Origin of the sequence: Psychrobacillus sp. FSL W7-1457 (assembly GCF_038593405.1) — a bacterium.
Taxonomy (GTDB): Bacteria; Bacillota; Bacilli; order Bacillales_A; family Planococcaceae; genus Psychrobacillus.
This window is the reverse complement of the sequence record NZ_CP151993.1, coordinates 3,417,483-3,436,888: the sequence shown is the minus strand read 5'-3', so window position 1 is coordinate 3,436,888 and position 19,406 is coordinate 3,417,483. Positions and strand designations below refer to the sequence as shown.

Here is a 19,406-nt window from a genome sequence, read left to right as displayed (position 1 = left end):
GAAAATTGGAAATGCTTCATTATACCCGATTCAACGAGGGTATGCCTATGAAAATACTAGACGTAGACTTACTTCAAGATGGATTGCAACGTAATATAGCTATGTTGGAACGTTTGCAAAATGAAGTGGGGAATATTCAAAACACAGTTAAAGAACTAGTAGCAATGGAGGAAGTATTGAAAGGGGCTGGAGGTAGTGCAATCCGAGGCTTTTACTCGGATGTTCATTTACCTTTCCTTCATTTTTTCCTTACTTTCTCAGATAGTTACAAGCAAAAGCTTCAACAAATTGAAGCTGCTCTTTTGTCGTTAGAACCAGATACGGCAGGGTATATCCTGGAGCAGTTTTTAGAGGGAGAGCTGGAACAAGGACTGACGCTGATTGCCAACATAACAGAAAGACTTACAAACGAAGCAAACAGTATCATGGATACAGTAAGTGATATCGTTGCGCTACCTCATCTTAATGATAGTGAGGTACAAGAAGGAGTTCAAAATTCTAAAAAGAAACGTGACGACACGATTTTACAGCTGCATGAATTCGATAGCTCTCAAACCACATCACTAACCACAGTAGAAGAAGATATTCAAACTATGGGCAATTGGCTTACGGATATGGAGGGAATGTTTACAGCAGGGGTAAAGGACATTACTTTCCAGCCGAGTCAGTGGAATGCAATTACGTTTGGAAGTGAGATTCGGACAGAGCTATTCCCGAAGGTATATTTAGATCCTAATAAACTATGGGTAGAAGAAAGAGACAAAATAATCGGCACGATGATCACTGCCAAAACCTTTCAAGCGCTAGAGCTGAAGAGGATGATTACAATTGATGAAAACGTGGGAGAGAATATCCAGTACCATCAATATGAAAATGGTTTATTGATAAAAGAGTACTCAGAAAACGGGACAGTATACTACGAAATCGTTTCTAAAGTAGAATACAAGGAAGAAGTAGTCCAAGTTAAGCCACCAAAAGAAAATAAACTGTTGGATGGTTTTCAATTTGTATTAGATCTAGCGGGACTGGTTCCTGTATACGGAGAAATAGCAGATGGTTTAAACGGAGTAATCTATTATGCTAGAGGAGATAAGCTAAACGCATCGCTCTCCTTTGCGGCGATGGTTCCATTTTTAGGCTGGGGAAGTACTGGGACTAAAATTGCAAATAAAGGACGTAATTTTTTTCAGCCCAAAAACGTCCTAAATGATAAAGTAGTAGAATCTGTATCTACATCCGTTTATCGTGATATGGCGAATAGTCCACTGATTGGATCGCAGTCACGATTAAACCTGTTTACTAGCTTACAGAATGGAACACCGAATGCCAACAATAGTCCCTTCATGTTCAACATGCCAACAGGGAAAACTCCAGCAACATCTAAAACTCCCAGTGGCGGTGTTAATCCAGAGATCCAGAACCCGAACGTTGCCAATAAGACCCCCGATTTGGACGGCAATGGAGCGAATACAAATAAAGGACAAGCATCTGCTGTTCAGCCGCCATCTAAAGGGAATACACCTGAAGCCAAAAGTGCGGTTGCCAGCTCTACTAAGGGGAATCCAAATGAGCAGATACAGGATCTGCCGAAGGTCGTTGGTGGCAATGGAGATCACATAAACCTGAGCAACACTACGATTCCAAACAAATCTACTAAAACAGTGACTACACCAACGGCAAAAGCGAACAACCCAGCCCCCGTTAGTAGCGGAAAAGCAAATGTGAAATCAGAAACACCAAATTCGAATATACAGGCTAAGCCAAAAGTTGTTGGAGGGAATGCAGATTATACAGCTCCTCCTAAAAATGCGAAGACAATTAATACTCCATCTGCAAAGGTGGATACTACACCAACAAATAAAAGTATTGATAGTAATGTGAATGCAGATGTAAAGAGTGTGGATGTTGAGACTAAGGGTACGGGTAAGAACTTACTATCAAATGACGGGAAATTTAAAGATTCTAAATTGGAGTCTGATTATGAAAAGTATCTTGCACGTAAAGGAAAGATTGATAAAACTCCCCGAGAAAGATTAGAATGGAAAAAAACAAGAGATTATTGGTTAAACGATTCTCCCATGGCAAGGGGGAATAACTTTAATAAAACTGCAAGGGAAGACAGATGGTATCCTTATGATGAGGTACATTTAAGTAACGGAAAAAGATTAGACTCTTATGACCCAATTAAAGGGGAAATAGTCTCTAGGAAAGCGACCGATTTAATTGAAATTGATATCAAAACATTTGAGAAGTATTTAAAAGAACTAAATAATAAGTATCCTGCCGGAACTAAAATTCGCTCAAATAAATATGAAAGAATAGACGGTACTATATTACAAGGAAAACAAATATTAGAGATTCCAGCAACAAATAAAAATTTCACTCAAATAGAAGAATATATTAAGCTAGCCAAAGACAAATATGATGTTGAAATTAGATTCAGGAGGGAATAATTAATGACATACGATCTAGAACCGGAAATAAGAGATGTACTGAAGAAAATTGATTTTGTCAAAAGATATAAAAATTTGGCAGAAAAGTTTTCAAATAAAGAAAATAAACTAAGTAACTATGAAAATGAAAGAGTAATAGATATTTTTGAATCACTTGGTTATCAAACACGTTATATGAAAAAAGAAAATTTTTTTATTGTCGGAGAAGTAAAAAATAAGGATATATATACTTTTAGATTCAATATATCTTTAAAATATGGGGTAGTTGAATTAATTTGGTCTGTAAGACATAAGGGAGTTATAAAGGCCGGAGACCCATGGGATATATTTGCAAGATTATTATCTGATGATACAGAATCAATTCCTACAATATTCTTTCATAGCTATGAAGAATTAAAAGAAATTATGATGATTGCATTTGAAATGTACGAGGATTTTAAACGTGAATTAATTGAAGTTTATTCTTCCGAATAACTAGTGCTAAATTTTTGAGTAGAAAGGGGTTTCAGGATGAGTGTTTCCATTTATTACACAGCGAAACGTAAACAAAAACTAACCCATACTGAACAAGAAGCGATTAATCAATTATTGGAGAAGTATTCTGTTGATGAGGAAATAGATGAATACTTAAAGACTGGAGAAGGTCATAATTGGACAAGTTTTACTATCTATGATTCAAAAAATCCGACTGCTTATGACGTGATTTTTGAGGGATCAACGGAACTACCGAATAATAGTGAATATGCGATGTTTGATGGGGTGGATCATTGGGCTACGTTACTTGCAGACATTCGTAATGTTATAGCAGGTGCGGAATGGAACGTCCATGTTGATGATCACAATCTCATATGGGATGAGGAAAATTTAGAATATGACATAACAAAATAGATCAAGTTCAGTAGAGAGAATTCTCGTAACCTTGAAAGCTTATATGCCTTTCAAGGTTTTTTAACGTATGTGGACTGAAGTACAGTAACACTTAATTTAGAATAATGATAACCCTGTTATTCTAATTCCAAATAACTAATTAACTGAAAATTAATATTTCTTTCGAATCATTTTAGAGTTATAGGTGAGTCCACACTTTACCTTTCAATATAAAAAATGGAATATTATAGATAATAATAGATTACTATAGGAGGAGAGATTATGTCTATAATATGTAAGGAAGTGTTATATAATAAAGCAAATTGAAGATATTTAAGCCTTGATTCTATGAGGGCACGCTTATGAAAACGTTAGATGTCGACCTACTTCAAGATGGGTTACAACGCAATGTGGCTATGCTGGAACGTCTAGAAACGGAAGTAAGTAATATTAGTGATTCTATTAAGGGACTTGTTGCAATGGAGGAAGTATTGAAGGGCGCTGGAGGCAGTGCAATTCGAAATTATTACTCGGAAGTTCATCTCCCATTCCTGAATTACTTCCTTTTGTTCATAAAAAGGTTCAAGGAACAGCTTCAACAAATAGAGACAGCGCTCACATCGTTAGAGCCTGATACTGCTGGTCACATCCTTGAACAGTTTTTAGAAGGAGAATTGGAGCAGGGACTTACCCAGATTGGTACTTTGACTGAAAGATTTACCAACGATGCGAACAGTATTATGGAGACCGTCAGTGATATCGTTGCCTTACCACCCCTAGATGATAGCGAGGTGCAAGAGGGAGTACGAAATTCCAAAAAGAAACGTGACAACACAATTGCAGATCTACATCAATTTGATACTTCCCAGACTACATCATTAAGCACCGTTGAACAGAATCTACAAGAGTTAGGCTTATGGATAATACTTATGGAAGGAATGTTTGGTGCAGGGGTAAAAGTCACTTCTTTCCAGTCCAGTCAATGGAAAGCAATAACCTTCGGTAGTGGGATTAGAACAGAACTCTTTCCTAAAGTATTCTTAGATCCTAACAATCTATGGGTAGAAGAATATGAAGAGTTAATTGGAACAACGATCAATTCGAATACTTTTGAGACCCTTGAAGAGATGAAAGTCTCGCTAATTGAAGAAAACGTTGGAGAAAATATAAAGTACCATGCGTACGCAAATGGTTTGATCATTAAAGAGACTATCAATATTGGATAATCACTGGCGAAAATTTATTTCAAAAGGAGAATGACGATGAATAAGACAGAAACCTTTACTATAATGAAAGAAATGTTTGGGAAAGAGGGAAGCGAGGAACAAGTAGAAGGGCTTACACTTATAATTGATGGCAAGTTAAAAGAAGTCTTTGATACGATCATCGAGAAGTCAGATGACTACAATAATTATACTGACGTACTTAGTAGTGTGGTTGTACACGGGGTAAATGGAATTATTAATGAGCTTAAATAATTGCATGCTATAAGAGTTTATTGGGATAAGTTAAAAAGTTTAAATGAAATCATACAAAGAAACAACTAGCAGGTGATTATGGTCAAATACCATCATAATCAATCTACTTTTTTCTCTTTTTCTTCCATGAATTTTAGTAATATCTAACTCTTGTTTGGCAATTGGGTATGCTGATAAAGATTAACTGTACATAGGCCAATATTCAAAAAGAAAGAAGCTAGTAAGTGGCTATTCTATAAAAATGTAAGGCTAGGAGGTTAATGTCTTATGAATTTATATTTTTTAGAGCCAGAGGTTGCTGGTGGGCATGGTGAACAAACAATTTATGGAAAGAAAGAAAGTGTAATAAAAAAAGGAGTTTCAGGTAGAGTTGAGTTCTTACACTATGAGTTTGAAGGATGGTTAGGAGATGACCTTTTGGAGTCAATACCAGCCTTTATAGTATCGAGCCGTTTAGGAGAAGAGTTAGTAAAGGATGGGATTAATGATTATAGACTTGAAAGGTGTCTTGTTACTATGAGTGAGAGGTTTAAGGAGCTATTACCTGATTGTAACCTCCCTTCCTTCAGTAGATTAATCCCATTTGGAACAATTGAAGTAGAAGGAAAAAGCTTTAAGGAATGGTCGGGACATCACTTCTCTTTATCATCAAAAGGTGAACTAGTTGTTACTATAGAGGCACTAGAATGTTTAAAGAAGTTATCGATTGAAAACTGTGAGATTACAATTCTTACTCATTCATAACTTGAAAAGAAAAACTCTACATTATTATATATAGGGGAATGTACACCTTCCTTACAAAAGGATGGAGCCAAGTAATGACTAAGCTTTTAAGTATAAGTAACATTTGAACATTCAAATCTTAAAGGATCAGCCTTAGCTTACTCATCCTCAACCTCTAGCAAATAGATTCCTTCTTTAAATCCTCCGCGCTTCTTCTTTTTGGCAAGGCGGATTTGCTCGAGCTCCTGATATGTAGCTTCATGAACGGGAAGAGCTGCATGGATTAATTCTAGTATATCTGCAAGCTCTTCAAGTGCGTCTTTTCGGTTATCCGTTGCTTCAAATTCCTTCACTTCTTCATATAATTTGTTTTTCACTTCGGTCAAATGCTCGGATTTATCTAAAATGCGCGTGGAAAACTTACTTCCAGATTTCTCGATTACCTGGGGGATTTGATCACGTACTAGCTTGTTGTAAACTGGCAAAATTGTTCCTCCTTACTATTGATTTAGTTTGCTACTGTTGATATTAATCTTAAACCTTTCGTATATCTCTTTACAAATGAATTATATAGTAGAGGTCTCCTTAACCTATTACCTGCTGCCTATAATAGGACGGGCTAATATTATGATTGGCCTTAAACAGCTTAGAAAAGTAGTTGGCGTCATTAAAGCCACTTTTTGCTGCTATTTCGTTGATAGTTAGGTTGGTCTCCTGAAGTAGCTGCATGGCATGGTTGAGTCGCTTCTTGGTAACGTATTGCTTGAAGGTCAAAGCGTTTGTTTTCGAGAAAAGCATACTTATATAACTAGGACTGATTCCTAGAAAATTTGCGAGTTCGTCAAGGCTAAGCTTATCGTCTGTATAATGGAGGTCGATGAAGTCCAATGCGGCATTTACGTAGTCGAACTGGCCTTTTTCTTTTTGTTTTTCCACCTGATTCATTATGTCCTGACAGAGGAGAACGATTTCCTGGATAATCGTGTAAAGGACTGGATGATTTAGAATGAGTTCAAAGAGTTGATTGTAGCGATGTTCCAAATCTATTCGTTTTTCCATTTGGTATTTAAGCATGAATCTCCGAATTTGTGCGAGAATGCTAGTCAAATGGATGCGAATAGTGTCGGGATGATAATACGTTTTGATGGTAGAGATGCTATATAAAAAATGCTTAATTGTCTGTACGTCATTTTGCTCTAAGCTCGACATCCAAAGTCGTTGCTGCTCCATTGTTAAGAATGGTTCCAAACCTTGAAAGGTAGGAAGTTCGCTCACAAGAAAAATCTGCCCAAAGCCATGCTGAAAACGTAGTTTTAGAGTTTCTTTTATAGCTTGGTACATATCCTTTACAGATTTTCTCGGTAAATCATAGATAGCTATATTTAAGTTGGCATTCTGTGAGTTAGACCATTCCCTTATAATTGCCTTTGCTTTTTTACGGAGCTCCTCTAGTGTTTCTTCTGTTGAGAATGCCACAATACGTTTAGAAAGGGGGAAGAGAGTCAAATGATTTAGAGATTCTAGCCAATGAAAAAGCTGTTCATTCTGCTCCAAAATCTCAGACTCTAACATCAGACAAAATGTAAATTCTTGCTCTATCTCATACCGATCTAAAAATAAAGAAGGGTAAATCGAATGCTCTCCTATTAAAGGTAGACTCTCTTGCTGTACTTTTAATTCATTTCTCACTGCATGAGTTAAATATTGTTTAAGCAGGCTTAAGTCAATTGGTTTCACCAGTAGAGTGAGTGCTCGCAGGGACAGTGCTTCTAAAGCATGCTTAAAAAGCGGCTCTGCAGTCATCCCGATGATGTGAGCAGAATGAAGCGATAATGCTTTTCTCAATCGATTCGAATCACCATGAGCAAGTAACTCCATTTCGAGTAAGATAACCTCTGGGCTTTCGGCCTCGATTTTCTCCACTGCTTCCTTAAAATTTCCTGCCTCTAAAACAGTCATAACATCCAACTGATATCGCTTGATAAACCACTCTATACCATTTCTTTCTGTTTGATCCCTGTCAATAATTAAGAGCTTCACTTTGGCACCCCTATTCATTGTTTAGTTTGAAATCAATCGGTAGAGATTTTCTTATGATTTTATTCCTTAATTCATAAAATCATAAATTATTCTCTATTTATCTTTATAAAATTCCAGCTCATCTAATAAAATTCCTTTATTTTAAACCTGGATTATATATATATTATTTTTTCTGAATTTTATAATTAAATAAAAAGGAGTGGTGGGTTTGGTAAATATCCCGAATAAAGGGCTGATACAAGAGGGAAAGAGAGATATGATTTCGGTATTTAAGTTTGTTGTATGTAGTTTAATAGGGATTTTCAGCTTTTTTGTTACTTTTACGTATAACGGAAAATCTTCCATTTTACTTGATCATATCGTAACCTGGCTGTCCACAAATGTTCCAACACTGGTAACGGTCTATATTGTCCTTATGCTTGTAGCTGGCGCCGTATATCCTTTTTTTACTAAAATATGGAATAAAGATAAGGTCAGTATTATCATGTCTTTCTTTAAAATTATTGGTCTAGGGGTAGGGATAATGCTATTGATAGGTGTCGGACCTGCTTGGCTTTTCGACCCAAGTGTAGGCCCATTTTTAATGGATAAGCTCATTAAGCCTGTTGGAGTTCTAATTCCAATTGGCGCTATTTTCTTAGCACTACTCGTCAGCTATGGCCTGCTTGAATTTATAGGAGTGTTTATGCAACCTATCATGCGACCAGTTTTTAGAACTCCAGGTCGCTCAGCAGTAGATGCGGTTGCCTCTTTTGTAGGAAGCTATTCAGTTGGCCTATTGCTAACGAACCGAGTTTTCAACCAAGGGAAGTACACAATCAGAGAGGCAGCGATTATAGCAACTGGCTTCTCCACCGTGTCTGTGACCTTCATGGTCGTGATTGCAAATACATTAGACTTAATGGCTTTTTGGAGCTGGTTTTTCTGGGTGTCGCTTGTCGTAACATTTTTAGTGACAGCTATCACTGCCCGTATTTGGCCTTTAGCAACGCTGAAGGATGAGTACATTGTAGAGGAAGGTGACCCGGAGGTAATTGTAACTGAGAATCGACTACAGACAGCATGGTCCGAGGCAATGCAGGCTGTGCGAACGAATCCTCCTTTATGGAAAAACCTATTACAACATTTAAAAGAAGGATTATTGATGACAATGAGTGTACTGCCATCCATTCTTTCAATTGGACTTTTAGGATTGCTCCTAGCTATGTACACGCCAGTGTTTGATTGGATGGCGTATATTTTCCTACCTTTTACATGGGCTTTGCAAATACCAGAACCATTGCTTACGGCAAAGGCATTGTCTGTTTCTATTGCAGAGATCTTCCTTCCAGCGTTATTAGTTACTTCTGCTACAACTATGACGAAATTCATCGTGGCTGTTGTGTCGGTGTCGGCTATTTTGTTTTTCTCGGCTGTTATTCCAGTCATTCTCTCTACAGATATTCCACTGACAATCCGTCAGATGGTGATTATATGGTTCCAACGAGTTGTTCTAACTTTAATCATTGTTACACCAATCGCATTTTTATTATTTTAAAGGGAGTGTTGTGTGATGGAACATGTTATGCAAAATATTAAAGCACCAACAGGAAACCAGCTTTCCTGTAAAGGATGGACGCAAGAGGCTGCTATGCGTATGCTCATGAATAATTTGGACCCCGAGGTGGCTGAAAATCCAGATGAGCTAGTGGTGTACGGGGGAATAGGAAAGGCAGCACGAAACTGGGCGAGCTTTGAGCAAATAATCGAGTCACTAAAAAAGCTAGAAAATGATGAAACGTTACTCATTCAATCAGGTAAGCCGGTAGCGGTGTTTCGTACGTATGAGCACTCGCCACGCGTTCTCATTGCCAACTCTAACTTAGTACCAGCTTGGGCTAACTGGGAGCACTTTTATGAGCTAGAGGATAAGGACTTGATGATGTATGGCCAAATGACTGCAGGTAGCTGGATATATATTGGTGCTCAAGGAATTTTACAGGGAACTTATTTGAGCTTTGTAGAGGCAGGTAAAAAGGTGTTTGGTAGTGCAGACCTCCGCGGAAAACTAATTTTAACAGGTGGTATGGGTGGGATGAGTGGTGCTCAACCATTAGCAGGGAAAATGGCAGGGGCAGTGATCTTGGTTGTAGAGGTCGATAAAAAACGGATTGAACGGAAAATGAAGGAAGGCTATTGTGATTACTTAGTAGAAGATTTAGATGATGCCTTAAAAATGGTGAAGCAGTTGCAGAACAAGAAAGAACCAGCATCCATCGGGTTAGTTGGCAACTGTGCGGATATTTATAGAGAGATATATGAGCGTGGAATCGTTCCAGATCTAGTGACAGATCAAACAAGCGCACATGATCCACTAAATGGATATATCCCAAATCATATGTCTTTAGAAGAGGCACTTAAGCTTCGTAAGGAAGATCCAAAGGCATATGAGCATAAGGCAAAAAAGGCTATGGCAGATCATGTTCAGGCCATGCTCGATTTCCAAAAGGTTGGATCAGAGGTGTTTGATTATGGTAATAACATTCGGAAGTATGCACAGGAGATGGGTGTAGCGAATGCTTTCGACTTCCCGGGATTTGTGCCAGCTTATATTAGACCTCTGTTCTGTGAGGGGAAGGGCCCTTTCCGCTGGGCTGCATTGTCCGGGGATCCAGAGGATATTTTAAAGACGGATGCGCTGGCTAAGGAAATGTTTGCAAAAGATGAGGCGCTTGTAAACTGGATTGATATGGCACAGAAAATGGTGAAGTGGCAAGGTCTCCCTGCTCGAATCTGTTGGTTAGGCTATGGTGATCGCCACCGCTTTGCGCTAAAGGTAAACGAAATGGTCGCTTCAGGAGAACTTAAGGCTCCCATTGTGTTTGGGCGAGACCATCTAGACTCAGGCTCTGTAGCATCCCCTAATCGAGAAACAGAGGGAATGAAGGACGGCTCTGATGCAGTTTCTGATTGGCCGATATTAAATGCATTAGTGAATGTGGCTGGTGGAGCAAGCTGGGTGAGTGTACATCATGGTGGTGGTGTAGGCATGGGTTATTCACAGCACGCAGGTCAGGTACTCGTGGCAGATGGTACCGACATGGCTGCAGAAAAGATTAGCCGAGTACTTATATCAGATCCTGGAATGGGTGTTGCTCGTCACGCAGATGCCGGTTATGAGATTGCTATAAAAACTGCCCAAGAGAAGAATGTTCATATACCAATGCTAAACAAAAAAGGATGAGGATACATGACATTACTAATCACAAATGCCAACCAATTAATTACACTAGCATCGGCTAGTAAAAAAGCACGCACAGGAAAAGAAATGAGCGAGCTTAACATTATAGAAAGTGGAAGTATGTTAATAGAAGATGATCGCATTGTCGCTGTCGGTACAAAGGAAGAGCTTCAGGAGCAGCATCCTGAGCTCATCAAGCAAGCACAGATTATAGATGCATCAGGCCATATAGTTATGCCGGGTCTAGTAGACGCCCATACGCATCTTGTCTTCGGAGGAACTCGTGAAAACGAATTCCAAATGCGTTTAAACGGTGCTACCTACATGGAAATCATGAATGCCGGGGGTGGAATTCATGCGACCACAAAGAAAACGAGAGAGTCATCATTCGATCACTTATACGAGAAAACATATAACCATCTAAATGATTTTCTTCGCCATGGGGTGACGACGGTAGAAGCGAAAAGTGGCTACGGGTTGGACTTGGAGACAGAGAAGAAACAATTGCAGGTTGCAAAGAAGCTTCAGGAAAATCATCCGGTTGATGTTGTTCGAACGTTTATGGGAGCCCATGCGGTACCCGCTGAGTACAAAGAAAATCCAGATGCGTTTGTCGATCTGATTGTGAATGATATGATTCCAATGGTTGTGGAGCAACAGTTAGCAGAGTTCAATGATGTTTTCTGTGAGAAGGGAGTATTTACTCCAGAGCAGTCTCGTAGGATTTTATTGGCAGGCAAGGAGCACGGGCTTATCCCTAAAATTCATGCAGATGAAATTGAACCATATGAGGGGGCGGAGCTAGCAGCAGAGGTTGGAGCCATATCTGCAGAGCATTTATTGGTAGCATCGGATAAAGGAATACAAGCAATGGCGAAGGCTGGAACTGTTGCTGTTTTATTGCCAGGGACAGCATTTTTCCTGAAGGCAGCTTCTGCTCGCGGAAGGCTAATGATAGATGAAGGGGTGCCAGTTGCTATATCCACTGATTTTAATCCAGGTTCTTCCCCAACAATATCTATGCCTTTTATCATGAATTTAGCGTGCATGAACATGGGTATGACAATGGAAGAGGTAATCACTGCGACTACTATTAACGCAGCCTATGCTATTAATCGTGGAGATGAGATCGGTTCTCTAGAGGTGGGTAAGAAGGCAGACGTACTTATTCTAAATGTAGCAAACTATCAGCAATTGCAATACTTCTACGGGATGAATCATACAAAAACTGTTATCAAAAATGGAAAAGTAGTTTTGGACAACGGAGTGATTACCGATGGACTATAATAAAGCTCCGATAGATCACTCGCCATTTGATTGGCAAAGGACAGTACATCAGGATATGAAAGTAAAGGATTGGATAGTTCCTCAGTGGCAAAGTGAGAAAAAAGATTGGAATGTAGTGCTTCTTGGAGCACCGCTTTCCAGATCATCTATTAGTGTTTCAGGAGCCTCCGAGTTTCCAAATGCCTTTCGCCAATCGTGGGAAAAATTCTCAACCTACTATATTGATGAAGATATAGATATTCGTGAGTTAACCGTAGCAGATATCGGAAATGTAAAGATGCATGTTACTGATATTTTGCGCTGCCATCAACACATCGAGGATGCGATGGAGAGTGTCGCAGAGACTTATCCAAATGCACTGAAGGTGACCATTGGTGGAGACCATTCGGTAACGGCAGCAACTATTCGTGGACTAAAGAAGGTAATGCCAGAGAAGAAGATTGGTATTTTACAGTTAGATACTCATTTGGATTTACGTTCGACAGATGACCACGGTCCGACGAACGGAACCCCCATTCGTCAATTAATAGAGGGTCGAGTGATTGAGGGAAAGCATGTCTATAATATTGGATTGCATGGGTTTTATAACGCTCCTTCTCTAATCGAGGCAGCAAACGATTATGAGGTTCATCGTATTCGTTTAAAGGAACTGCGTCAAAAGGGCATCGAGCAAACGATACAAGATATACTATCCGTTTTGATGGAGCAGGTAGACTTTATTTATGTAACGGTTGATATGGATGTTCTGGATATTTCATACGCTCCTGGTGTTCCAGCCTCTACACCAGGTGGCATGAGATCTGATGAGTTATTCGAAATTTTGTATGAGGTCGGGAAATGCGATGGAATAGGAGCAATCGACTTTGTATGCATCGATCCAACGAAGGATAATTCGGTGCAGGCAACTGTAAAGACAACCACATATGCCTTTTTAACATTTTTAGCATCTTTTTATCAGCATCGAGTGAAGAAATTTGAGGTCCTATAGGGCTACGATGATCCAAAGTCAGATAGAGAACTATTTTTAAAGAAAGCGTTTGGCTGCCTCTAGCCGAACGTTTTTTTTTTGAAGAGATCTAGCAGCATGTTCATCTTTTTAGATAGGGGTAGCTTTAGTGACTTTTAGTTATATGTTCAGCCATAAATAAATGAATTTCTTTGAATAATAATCTGAAAAATTAATCTTTTTTATATGATTTCGCGTATAATAATAGTAAATGGGACAGGGAGGAATGGTATGATTAAAAGGATATCCACTGCGTTTACCCAATATAAAAATAAAATTTCAAGGTTGGCAGAATCCATTTTTATTCTAGGAGAAAGGACAAAGGAAGAAGTCACGGAAGAGAGTCGAAGGGCCGTCCGACATATGAAAAGGATGTATCAATATGATTGGTATGTAGATTTCAAGAGTCAATTTGAACAGGATTGGGATCATCACCCGGAGATTTTACAATTTATGAGCGGAGTAGACGTTAAATCTTTAAACAACGAGGAGAGCAAGAAGAATTTTTTAGAAAGCTTTCATCAGCTATTGGAGAATTTAAAATGGACATAATAAGCTAATCCAAAAAGAAACGAGATTTCGTTATCCTTTTTGGATTTTTGTTTGTATATACATAGTGAGGAAAAAATCATTCTATATGAGCCATCGCAGAGCCCATACGAAGGGAGAAAGTGTCCCATAAAGCAAGTCATAGCGCCCATAAAAAGGAGAAAATCGCCCATAAATTCAACTAGCGCCCGTAAATAGGCGTATGGAGCCCATATGAAGGCAAGAAGTGTCCCATAAACCGAGCTGCAGCGCCCATAAAAGTGAGACATAAAATTGACTACCAATCCCGATAGCAAATAAGACAATATCCCACGAAACAGCGGTGATCATCTAAACAACCAACCTTAACCCAGAATCCATGCTATACATAGGTTTAATAAAAAAGACTGGTGGTATTTGTAATTAATACTACCATTCTTTTGATATTTTTATGTTGTGGAATTAATATACATTTGATGAATTATTTCTCAGTCTAGTATGATATAAAGTCTTTCCTTTCTCTGAATTTTTTAGTTGTTTTGAACGAAAACTTCTATTTTTTTATTTAGAGGGTTTGTTTTTTGAAGTTTTGGGGCAATACTCTAAAGAGTTTACGAAAAGAGGTACAAAGGAGGAACTTTATGTTCAAGGTTAGGACTATTTTATTTGTAGTGCTAATGATGTTGACCACAAACACAGTAGCGCATGCAGAGAGTCTATTCTCCCCTATAACTCAAGAGGATGAATCGATTTTTCTTACCGACACTTCAGACCACAGGAATCTAGTAGACAAAAAAGCTGACTTAGAGAGCGATATGGACGATTTTAATATACACTTTGATGACTTATATGCAATGAAATTGCTTATGAAGCTTCGTTCTGAGCCAGTAACTTATACGGTTGCCGAGGGGGACAACCTCTATAGAATTGCCCTTGCAAATGATTTGTCACTCCATGAACTTATGGATATGAATAATATAACAGGAGATTTAATATTTCCGGGAGACGAACTCATTGTAAAGCAGGGGACAGGAGACTTAGAGGACACACCGAAAAGACAAGTAATGGGAGTTACTGCTCCACCAATTGAACCAGTAGCTCCAAGTGCAGCTTCAACACCGAATACAGCTTCTACAAAAGTTGCTACATCAGCGCCAGTTGTAACAGCAGAACCTAAAACAGAAGGCTCTGTTGAAATGACGATGGAAGCCACAGCATACACAGCCTACTGTACAGGATGCTCAGGAACGACTGCCTATGGAATTGATCTAAGGGCCAATCCAAATGAAAAGGTAATAGCCGTTGACCCTCGTGTTATACCCCTGGGGACAAGGGTATGGGTAGAGGGCTATGGTGAGGCAATCGCTGGAGATACTGGCGGGGCTATCAAAGGGAATAAAATTGACGTATTTATCCCATCCTATGATAATGCAATACAGTGGGGTAGAAAACAAGTTAAACTCATCATATTAAACTAACGTAAAAAACCCATGTAATTTTACATGGGTTTTTATAGTTACATACTATATAAAAAGTACTTGAGAAGATGAATAGAATAAAGGATAATGAAAAATTAATACCTTAGTAAAGGATGTTATACTTTATGGATAAAATACAAACGAAAAAGTATCATAAACCACAGGAAAATAAAGGTCGACTGCTAGTGAAGTGTCCTGATAAACCTGGAATAGTGGCAGTATTATCGACCTTTTTATACAAGCATGAATGTAACATTATTGAGTCTAGTCAGTATTCAAGTGACCCAGAAAACGGAACATTCTTTATTCGCATTGAATATCACGGTGGTCAGCTGGCTGAACGGGCTGCACAAATGGAGAGTGATTTTAAAGAAATTTCACTTGAGCATGGAATGGAATATAAGTTTTCCTATCCTGCAGAACGCATTCGATCGGCAATTTTTGTATCCCGAGAAACTCATTGCTTAATAGAGCTTTTATGGGAATGGCAAAATGGGGACCTCGACACAGATATAGTGGCAGTCATTAGTAATCACGAAACTGCCCGTCCAATGGTAGAGGCACTAGGAATCCCCTATCATTATATTCCGGCTAATAAGGATATTCGTAAGCAGGTGGAGGAAGAGCAAATCCGCTTGATGCAGCAGTATGATGTAGACTTACTTATTTTAGCTCGATATATGCAAATACTAACTCCAGATTTTGTTGCTCATTTTGAGAGTCGCATTATTAACATTCATCACTCATTCCTCCCAGCTTTTATTGGAGCAGGGCCATACGAACGAGCATATGAGCGTGGAGTAAAGCTAATTGGTGCCACTTCTCACTATGTAACGAACAATTTGGATGAGGGACCTATTATTGAACAGGATGTGGAACGGGTAGACCACCGGGATGATGTAACGGAACTTAAGAAAATTGGACGTAAAATCGAAAGACGTGTACTTGCGAGAGCTGTAAAATGGCATCTTGAAAACCGAGTAATCGTAGAGGGCAATAAAACCATTGTATTTCATTAGAGTGTAAGATAAGAGAGCTTCTGATGTTGGATAATACCAGTCGAAGAAGCTCACTTTTTTTTATTTAAAATAAAAACTCTAATTTCATACTCCACGATAGGTGATTTACAACCTGAACGATGTGTAGTAATATCGATATTGATAATCAATATCAATTAGATGGAGAGGCAGTTTATATGATAAGTGATAAGTACAAAACGTTTATAGCGTTGGCACAGAATAAAACATTTACGGAAACTGCAAAGAAACTATATTGCTCCCAGCCTACGGTCACACAACATATTAAACAGTTGGAGATCGAGCTGAATTGTCAATTGATTAATAGAAGAAAAAATCAAGTTGAGCTAACAGAGCAGGGCGATATAGTATTGTATTATGCTAAACAAGTAAAAAGATTAGAGAGCAAAATGCAGAGTGATCTAAATGAATCTTTACAAGAAGAAAATACGGTACTCTATATTAGTCAATACATAGCAAATTATTTTTTTTGCGAGTTATTTGATGCAGAAAATATGGCGTGCAACCACTGTCCCTATGAAATTAATAGCTATTGTTATAAAGATTTGAAGCAGTGTTTGCTAGAAAAAAAGACAAATTTTGCGATTATGCCCATTTATGAGGATGATCACACCGTCTTAAATAATTTTGATGTCGATATTTTATTTGAAGAGGAATTTGTACTTGTTATGCCTGAGAATCATCCGTTAGCTAGTCGGCAAACTATTTATGCCCGAGATTTAAGAAATTTACCGATATTGCTTCCGCAAAGTTTTTATTTGAGTCAACATATCAAACAAGCTATCGAACAAAAAAATGTGCCGGTATATTACATGCAAATGACCAGTTTTGAACTAATAGTTAAAGCTATTCAGCATCAATTTGGAATTTCCTTTTTACCCTCTAAGTTAATGGAGAATGGATTGGAGGGACTTACGGTAAAAAAAGTAAAGGGCCTGACGATTAAACGCAAGAATGGTATAGTGTACGATCGTAAACAACCGTTATCAACTGCCGAACAATCATTTTGTAATCATATACGAAAAAATTTAAAGCTAAAATCCTCTTAAGGCATACAAGAGGATTTTAGTTTTTTTCATAGATAGATGATAAAGGTAAATGTCGTCATGGAGCCTACCAATAGATTTATATTATTATCTGAGTGAATCAATTTCATAATTTCTATTTTTAGCTAAAAACACGAACAATTAATAGAGAATAATGAAGTTAATATGCTTTTATATGTATGAAGTAGAATTGATTTCCGCGCATCTAGCGGACGCTTTCCGTAGGGTGAGCGATAAGCCATCACCGTCGCTTACGCGCACGATGTGATGGCTTATCTATCTCACTCATCCCTACTTGTTTCGCCGCCTGTCACTTCAATAAACAATTAGAAAATGTTCGTATTTCATCGGTAAAGCCTATTTATGAAATTGATTCATCTAGCACAATTATTAGAAATTCTAATAATTGTATAACATATTTTAATAATGCTCTTTTCATCCTAGAGACTTCAGTTAAAATGGTTAATCATATTTTTGGTGATATTGATAATCATTCTCAACCTTGATATATTCAACATGCAGTTTGAAATAATATTGTAGGAGGATAAGAATGAAACAGTTTTTTATAAAGTGTTGCTTGCCAACATTAACGATTTTATTGATGTTTGTTTTGGTAGCTTGTTCATCAAATGAGAAAGGCGTGAATGATAGTAGTGGACAAGAAAGCGAGCAGGACAATAAGAAATCTGTTCAGTCACAGCAATTAGAGAATTTAACGATTGGTCTAACGAATGATGTAGGACCATTAAATATTTATACAGGAAACTTAGATTGGTTAACGGATTTAGTTTATGATAAATTATTTTCTCCTTCCCCATATGTAGAAAAACCAACGCCGTGGTTAGCAGAGTCAGCAACACAGATTGATGACACTACTTGGGATGTGGTAGTTCGAGATGGTATTAAGTGGCATGACGGTGAAGAGTTCACAGCAGAAGACGTAAAATTTACATATGAGTATTACCGTGATGGTCCAGCAAATCGTCATACCCATCATGTGAGCGAAGTACCGAAAATCGACACAATCGAGGTACAGGAAGACGGTAAGACAGTACGTTTTGAGTGCGGATATCCATGTCCATCACTTTTAACTATAACCTTTGCAGACTTACCAATTTTACCAGAGCACATTTGGAGCAAAGTAGAAAATCCACGTAAACACACGGAACTAGCGGTAGGTACAGGTCCTTTTATATTAACGGAATATGTAACTAACCAACATTATAAATTAAAAGCAAATAATGATTACTTCATGGGGCAACCAACTTTTGCAAATCTAACGCTTCCGATTATTTCGGATGCAACTGCAATGTTTAACTCACTGAAATCTGGAGAGGTTGATGTTTCTTCACGTCCAGTACCAGCAGAGCTTATTTCTACTTTTATCAATGATAATAATTTCAAGCTAGCAGAAGCATCTGCATTATCTATTGTTCAGTTCAATTTAAATTACGGAATAGAGCCTTATGACAATCCAGAATTCCGTGAAGCAATGTCACTTGCAATCGATCGCCAGGCGATTGTTGACACGATTTTATTGGGTCAAGGACAAGCAGGAACAAAAGGCTATCCACACCCAGCATCTCCTTGGACAAATCCAGATTTGTCAACACCTTATGATTTAAAGCAGGCTAAAGAAAAATTTGCTGCACTTGGATATAAAGACACAAATGGTGACGGTTTACTCGAAACAGCAGATGGGGAAGTTCTCACTACAACGATTAAAGTATCTTCGGGCGAACCAATATTTGTTAGAACAGCAGAATTAATGGCGGAGCATTTCACGACAAACGTGGGAATCCAAATGAATGTTCAAGCATTAGATGCTACAACATTTGCTGCTCATTCAAGTGAAAAGAACTATCAAGCTACGATAAGTCTGATTGGACCGCATGGCGTAGCCGATCCAGACCAATTTATTATGTCTCACCGTTCAGGCTACTTATGGACAAAAGAGGTTGCCTACCCTGAGATGGATGCATTAATCTCTGATTGGATGGCAGCAACTGACATTGAAAGTCGTAAATTGATTTCGTTTGATATGCAAAAACAATACAATTCACAACCAACATCTATTGCATTGTACTATCCAAAAGAGGTATATGCGTACAACGCAGAAGTATTTGATCAGTACGTAGAATCATTAGGCTACGGCATCATTAATAAATATTCATTTTTATCAAAAGATGTTCAAACAGCCGTTTCAGCAACAGAACCAGTATCCATAAAATGAGGTGGCAAAA

Annotated in this window: 17 protein-coding genes; 15 read left to right on the top strand and 2 right to left on the bottom strand. The window is 38.3% G+C overall.

The features are described from left to right. The first annotated feature begins 47 nt into the window (after nt 1-47). The 6 genes from NSQ95_RS16785 to NSQ95_RS16760 all read left to right on the top strand — a co-directional run bounded on the left by NSQ95_RS16785 (nt 48) and on the right by NSQ95_RS16760 (nt 5,542). Entirely contained in the window at nt 48-2,453 is a 2,406-nt protein-coding gene (locus tag NSQ95_RS16785) for a T7SS effector LXG polymorphic toxin (protein WP_342559991.1), read from the top strand. Between the two features lie 3 nt (nt 2,454-2,456). Beyond that, nucleotides 2,457-2,927, top strand: coding sequence for a hypothetical protein (locus tag NSQ95_RS16780; RefSeq protein ID WP_298472364.1), 471 nt, complete (start codon nt 2,457-2,459; stop codon nt 2,925-2,927). Between the two features lie 36 nt (nt 2,928-2,963). Beyond that, the gene (locus NSQ95_RS16775) at nt 2,964-3,341 is read left to right on the top strand and encodes a hypothetical protein (RefSeq protein WP_342559990.1); all 378 of its coding nucleotides are present in this window, start codon (nt 2,964-2,966) and stop codon (nt 3,339-3,341) included. A 341-nt stretch (nt 3,342-3,682) separates the two neighbouring features. Then, nucleotides 3,683-4,546, top strand: coding sequence for an LXG domain-containing protein (locus NSQ95_RS16770; RefSeq protein ID WP_340881864.1), 864 nt, complete (start codon nt 3,683-3,685; stop codon nt 4,544-4,546). 36 nt (nt 4,547-4,582) lie between these two features. Continuing rightward, nucleotides 4,583-4,798, top strand: a complete 216-nt coding sequence (locus NSQ95_RS16765) for a hypothetical protein (RefSeq protein ID WP_298472369.1) — start codon at nt 4,583-4,585, stop codon at nt 4,796-4,798. Between the two features lie 267 nt (nt 4,799-5,065). Further along, nucleotides 5,066-5,542, top strand: a complete 477-nt coding sequence (locus NSQ95_RS16760; RefSeq protein ID WP_340881865.1) for a hypothetical protein — start codon at nt 5,066-5,068, stop codon at nt 5,540-5,542. Between the two features lie 137 nt (nt 5,543-5,679). On the opposite strand, the gene NSQ95_RS16755 is transcribed toward NSQ95_RS16760, so the two are convergent. Both NSQ95_RS16755 and NSQ95_RS16750 read right to left on the bottom strand, forming a co-directional pair. Beyond that, nucleotides 5,680-6,006: a nucleoside triphosphate pyrophosphohydrolase gene (locus tag NSQ95_RS16755; protein ID WP_340881867.1), complete on the bottom strand. Its 327-nt coding sequence runs from the start codon at nt 6,004-6,006 to the stop codon at nt 5,680-5,682. A 100-nt stretch (nt 6,007-6,106) separates the two neighbouring features. After that, nucleotides 6,107-7,561, bottom strand: coding sequence for a helix-turn-helix domain-containing protein (locus NSQ95_RS16750; protein ID WP_340881868.1), 1,455 nt, complete (start codon nt 7,559-7,561; stop codon nt 6,107-6,109). Nucleotides 7,562-7,817: 256 nt separating this feature from the next. Here NSQ95_RS16750 and NSQ95_RS16745 point away from each other — a divergent pair, with 256 nt between their 5' ends. The 9 genes from NSQ95_RS16745 to NSQ95_RS16705 all read left to right on the top strand — a co-directional run bounded on the left by NSQ95_RS16745 (nt 7,818) and on the right by NSQ95_RS16705 (nt 19,396). Further along, nucleotides 7,818-9,098 carry a YjiH family protein gene (locus NSQ95_RS16745; RefSeq protein ID WP_340881870.1) on the top strand — a complete coding sequence of 427 codons (1,281 nt, stop codon included), beginning with the start codon at nt 7,818-7,820 and terminating at the stop codon, nt 9,096-9,098. 15 nt (nt 9,099-9,113) lie between these two features. Then, nucleotides 9,114-10,784: a urocanate hydratase gene (gene hutU, locus NSQ95_RS16740; RefSeq protein ID WP_342559989.1), complete on the top strand. Its 1,671-nt coding sequence runs from the start codon at nt 9,114-9,116 to the stop codon at nt 10,782-10,784. Nucleotides 10,785-10,790: 6 nt separating this feature from the next. After that, entirely contained in the window at nt 10,791-12,068 is a 1,278-nt protein-coding gene (hutI, locus tag NSQ95_RS16735; RefSeq protein ID WP_342559988.1) for an imidazolonepropionase, read from the top strand. Continuing rightward, nucleotides 12,058-13,056: an agmatinase family protein gene (locus NSQ95_RS16730; protein WP_342559987.1), complete on the top strand. Its 999-nt coding sequence runs from the start codon at nt 12,058-12,060 to the stop codon at nt 13,054-13,056. Before hutI ends, NSQ95_RS16730 begins: the two co-directional genes overlap by 11 nt. Before the next feature lie 249 nt (nt 13,057-13,305). Continuing rightward, nucleotides 13,306-13,626, top strand: a complete 321-nt coding sequence (locus NSQ95_RS16725) for a hypothetical protein (protein ID WP_342559986.1) — start codon at nt 13,306-13,308, stop codon at nt 13,624-13,626. Between the two features lie 617 nt (nt 13,627-14,243). Further along, nucleotides 14,244-15,080, top strand: a complete 837-nt coding sequence (locus tag NSQ95_RS16720) for a 3D domain-containing protein (RefSeq protein WP_342559985.1) — start codon at nt 14,244-14,246, stop codon at nt 15,078-15,080. A gap of 125 nt (nt 15,081-15,205) precedes the next feature. After that, entirely contained in the window at nt 15,206-16,099 is an 894-nt protein-coding gene (purU, locus tag NSQ95_RS16715; RefSeq protein ID WP_342559984.1) for a formyltetrahydrofolate deformylase, read from the top strand. A gap of 176 nt (nt 16,100-16,275) precedes the next feature. Then, nucleotides 16,276-17,166 carry a LysR family transcriptional regulator gene (locus tag NSQ95_RS16710; RefSeq protein WP_340881881.1) on the top strand — a complete coding sequence of 297 codons (891 nt, stop codon included), beginning with the start codon at nt 16,276-16,278 and terminating at the stop codon, nt 17,164-17,166. Nucleotides 17,167-17,713: 547 nt separating this feature from the next. After that, on the top strand, nt 17,714-19,396 hold the full coding sequence (locus NSQ95_RS16705) for an ABC transporter substrate-binding protein (RefSeq protein ID WP_342559983.1): 1,683 nt from the start codon (nt 17,714-17,716) through the stop codon (nt 19,394-19,396). Nucleotides 19,397-19,406 lie beyond the last annotated feature (10 nt).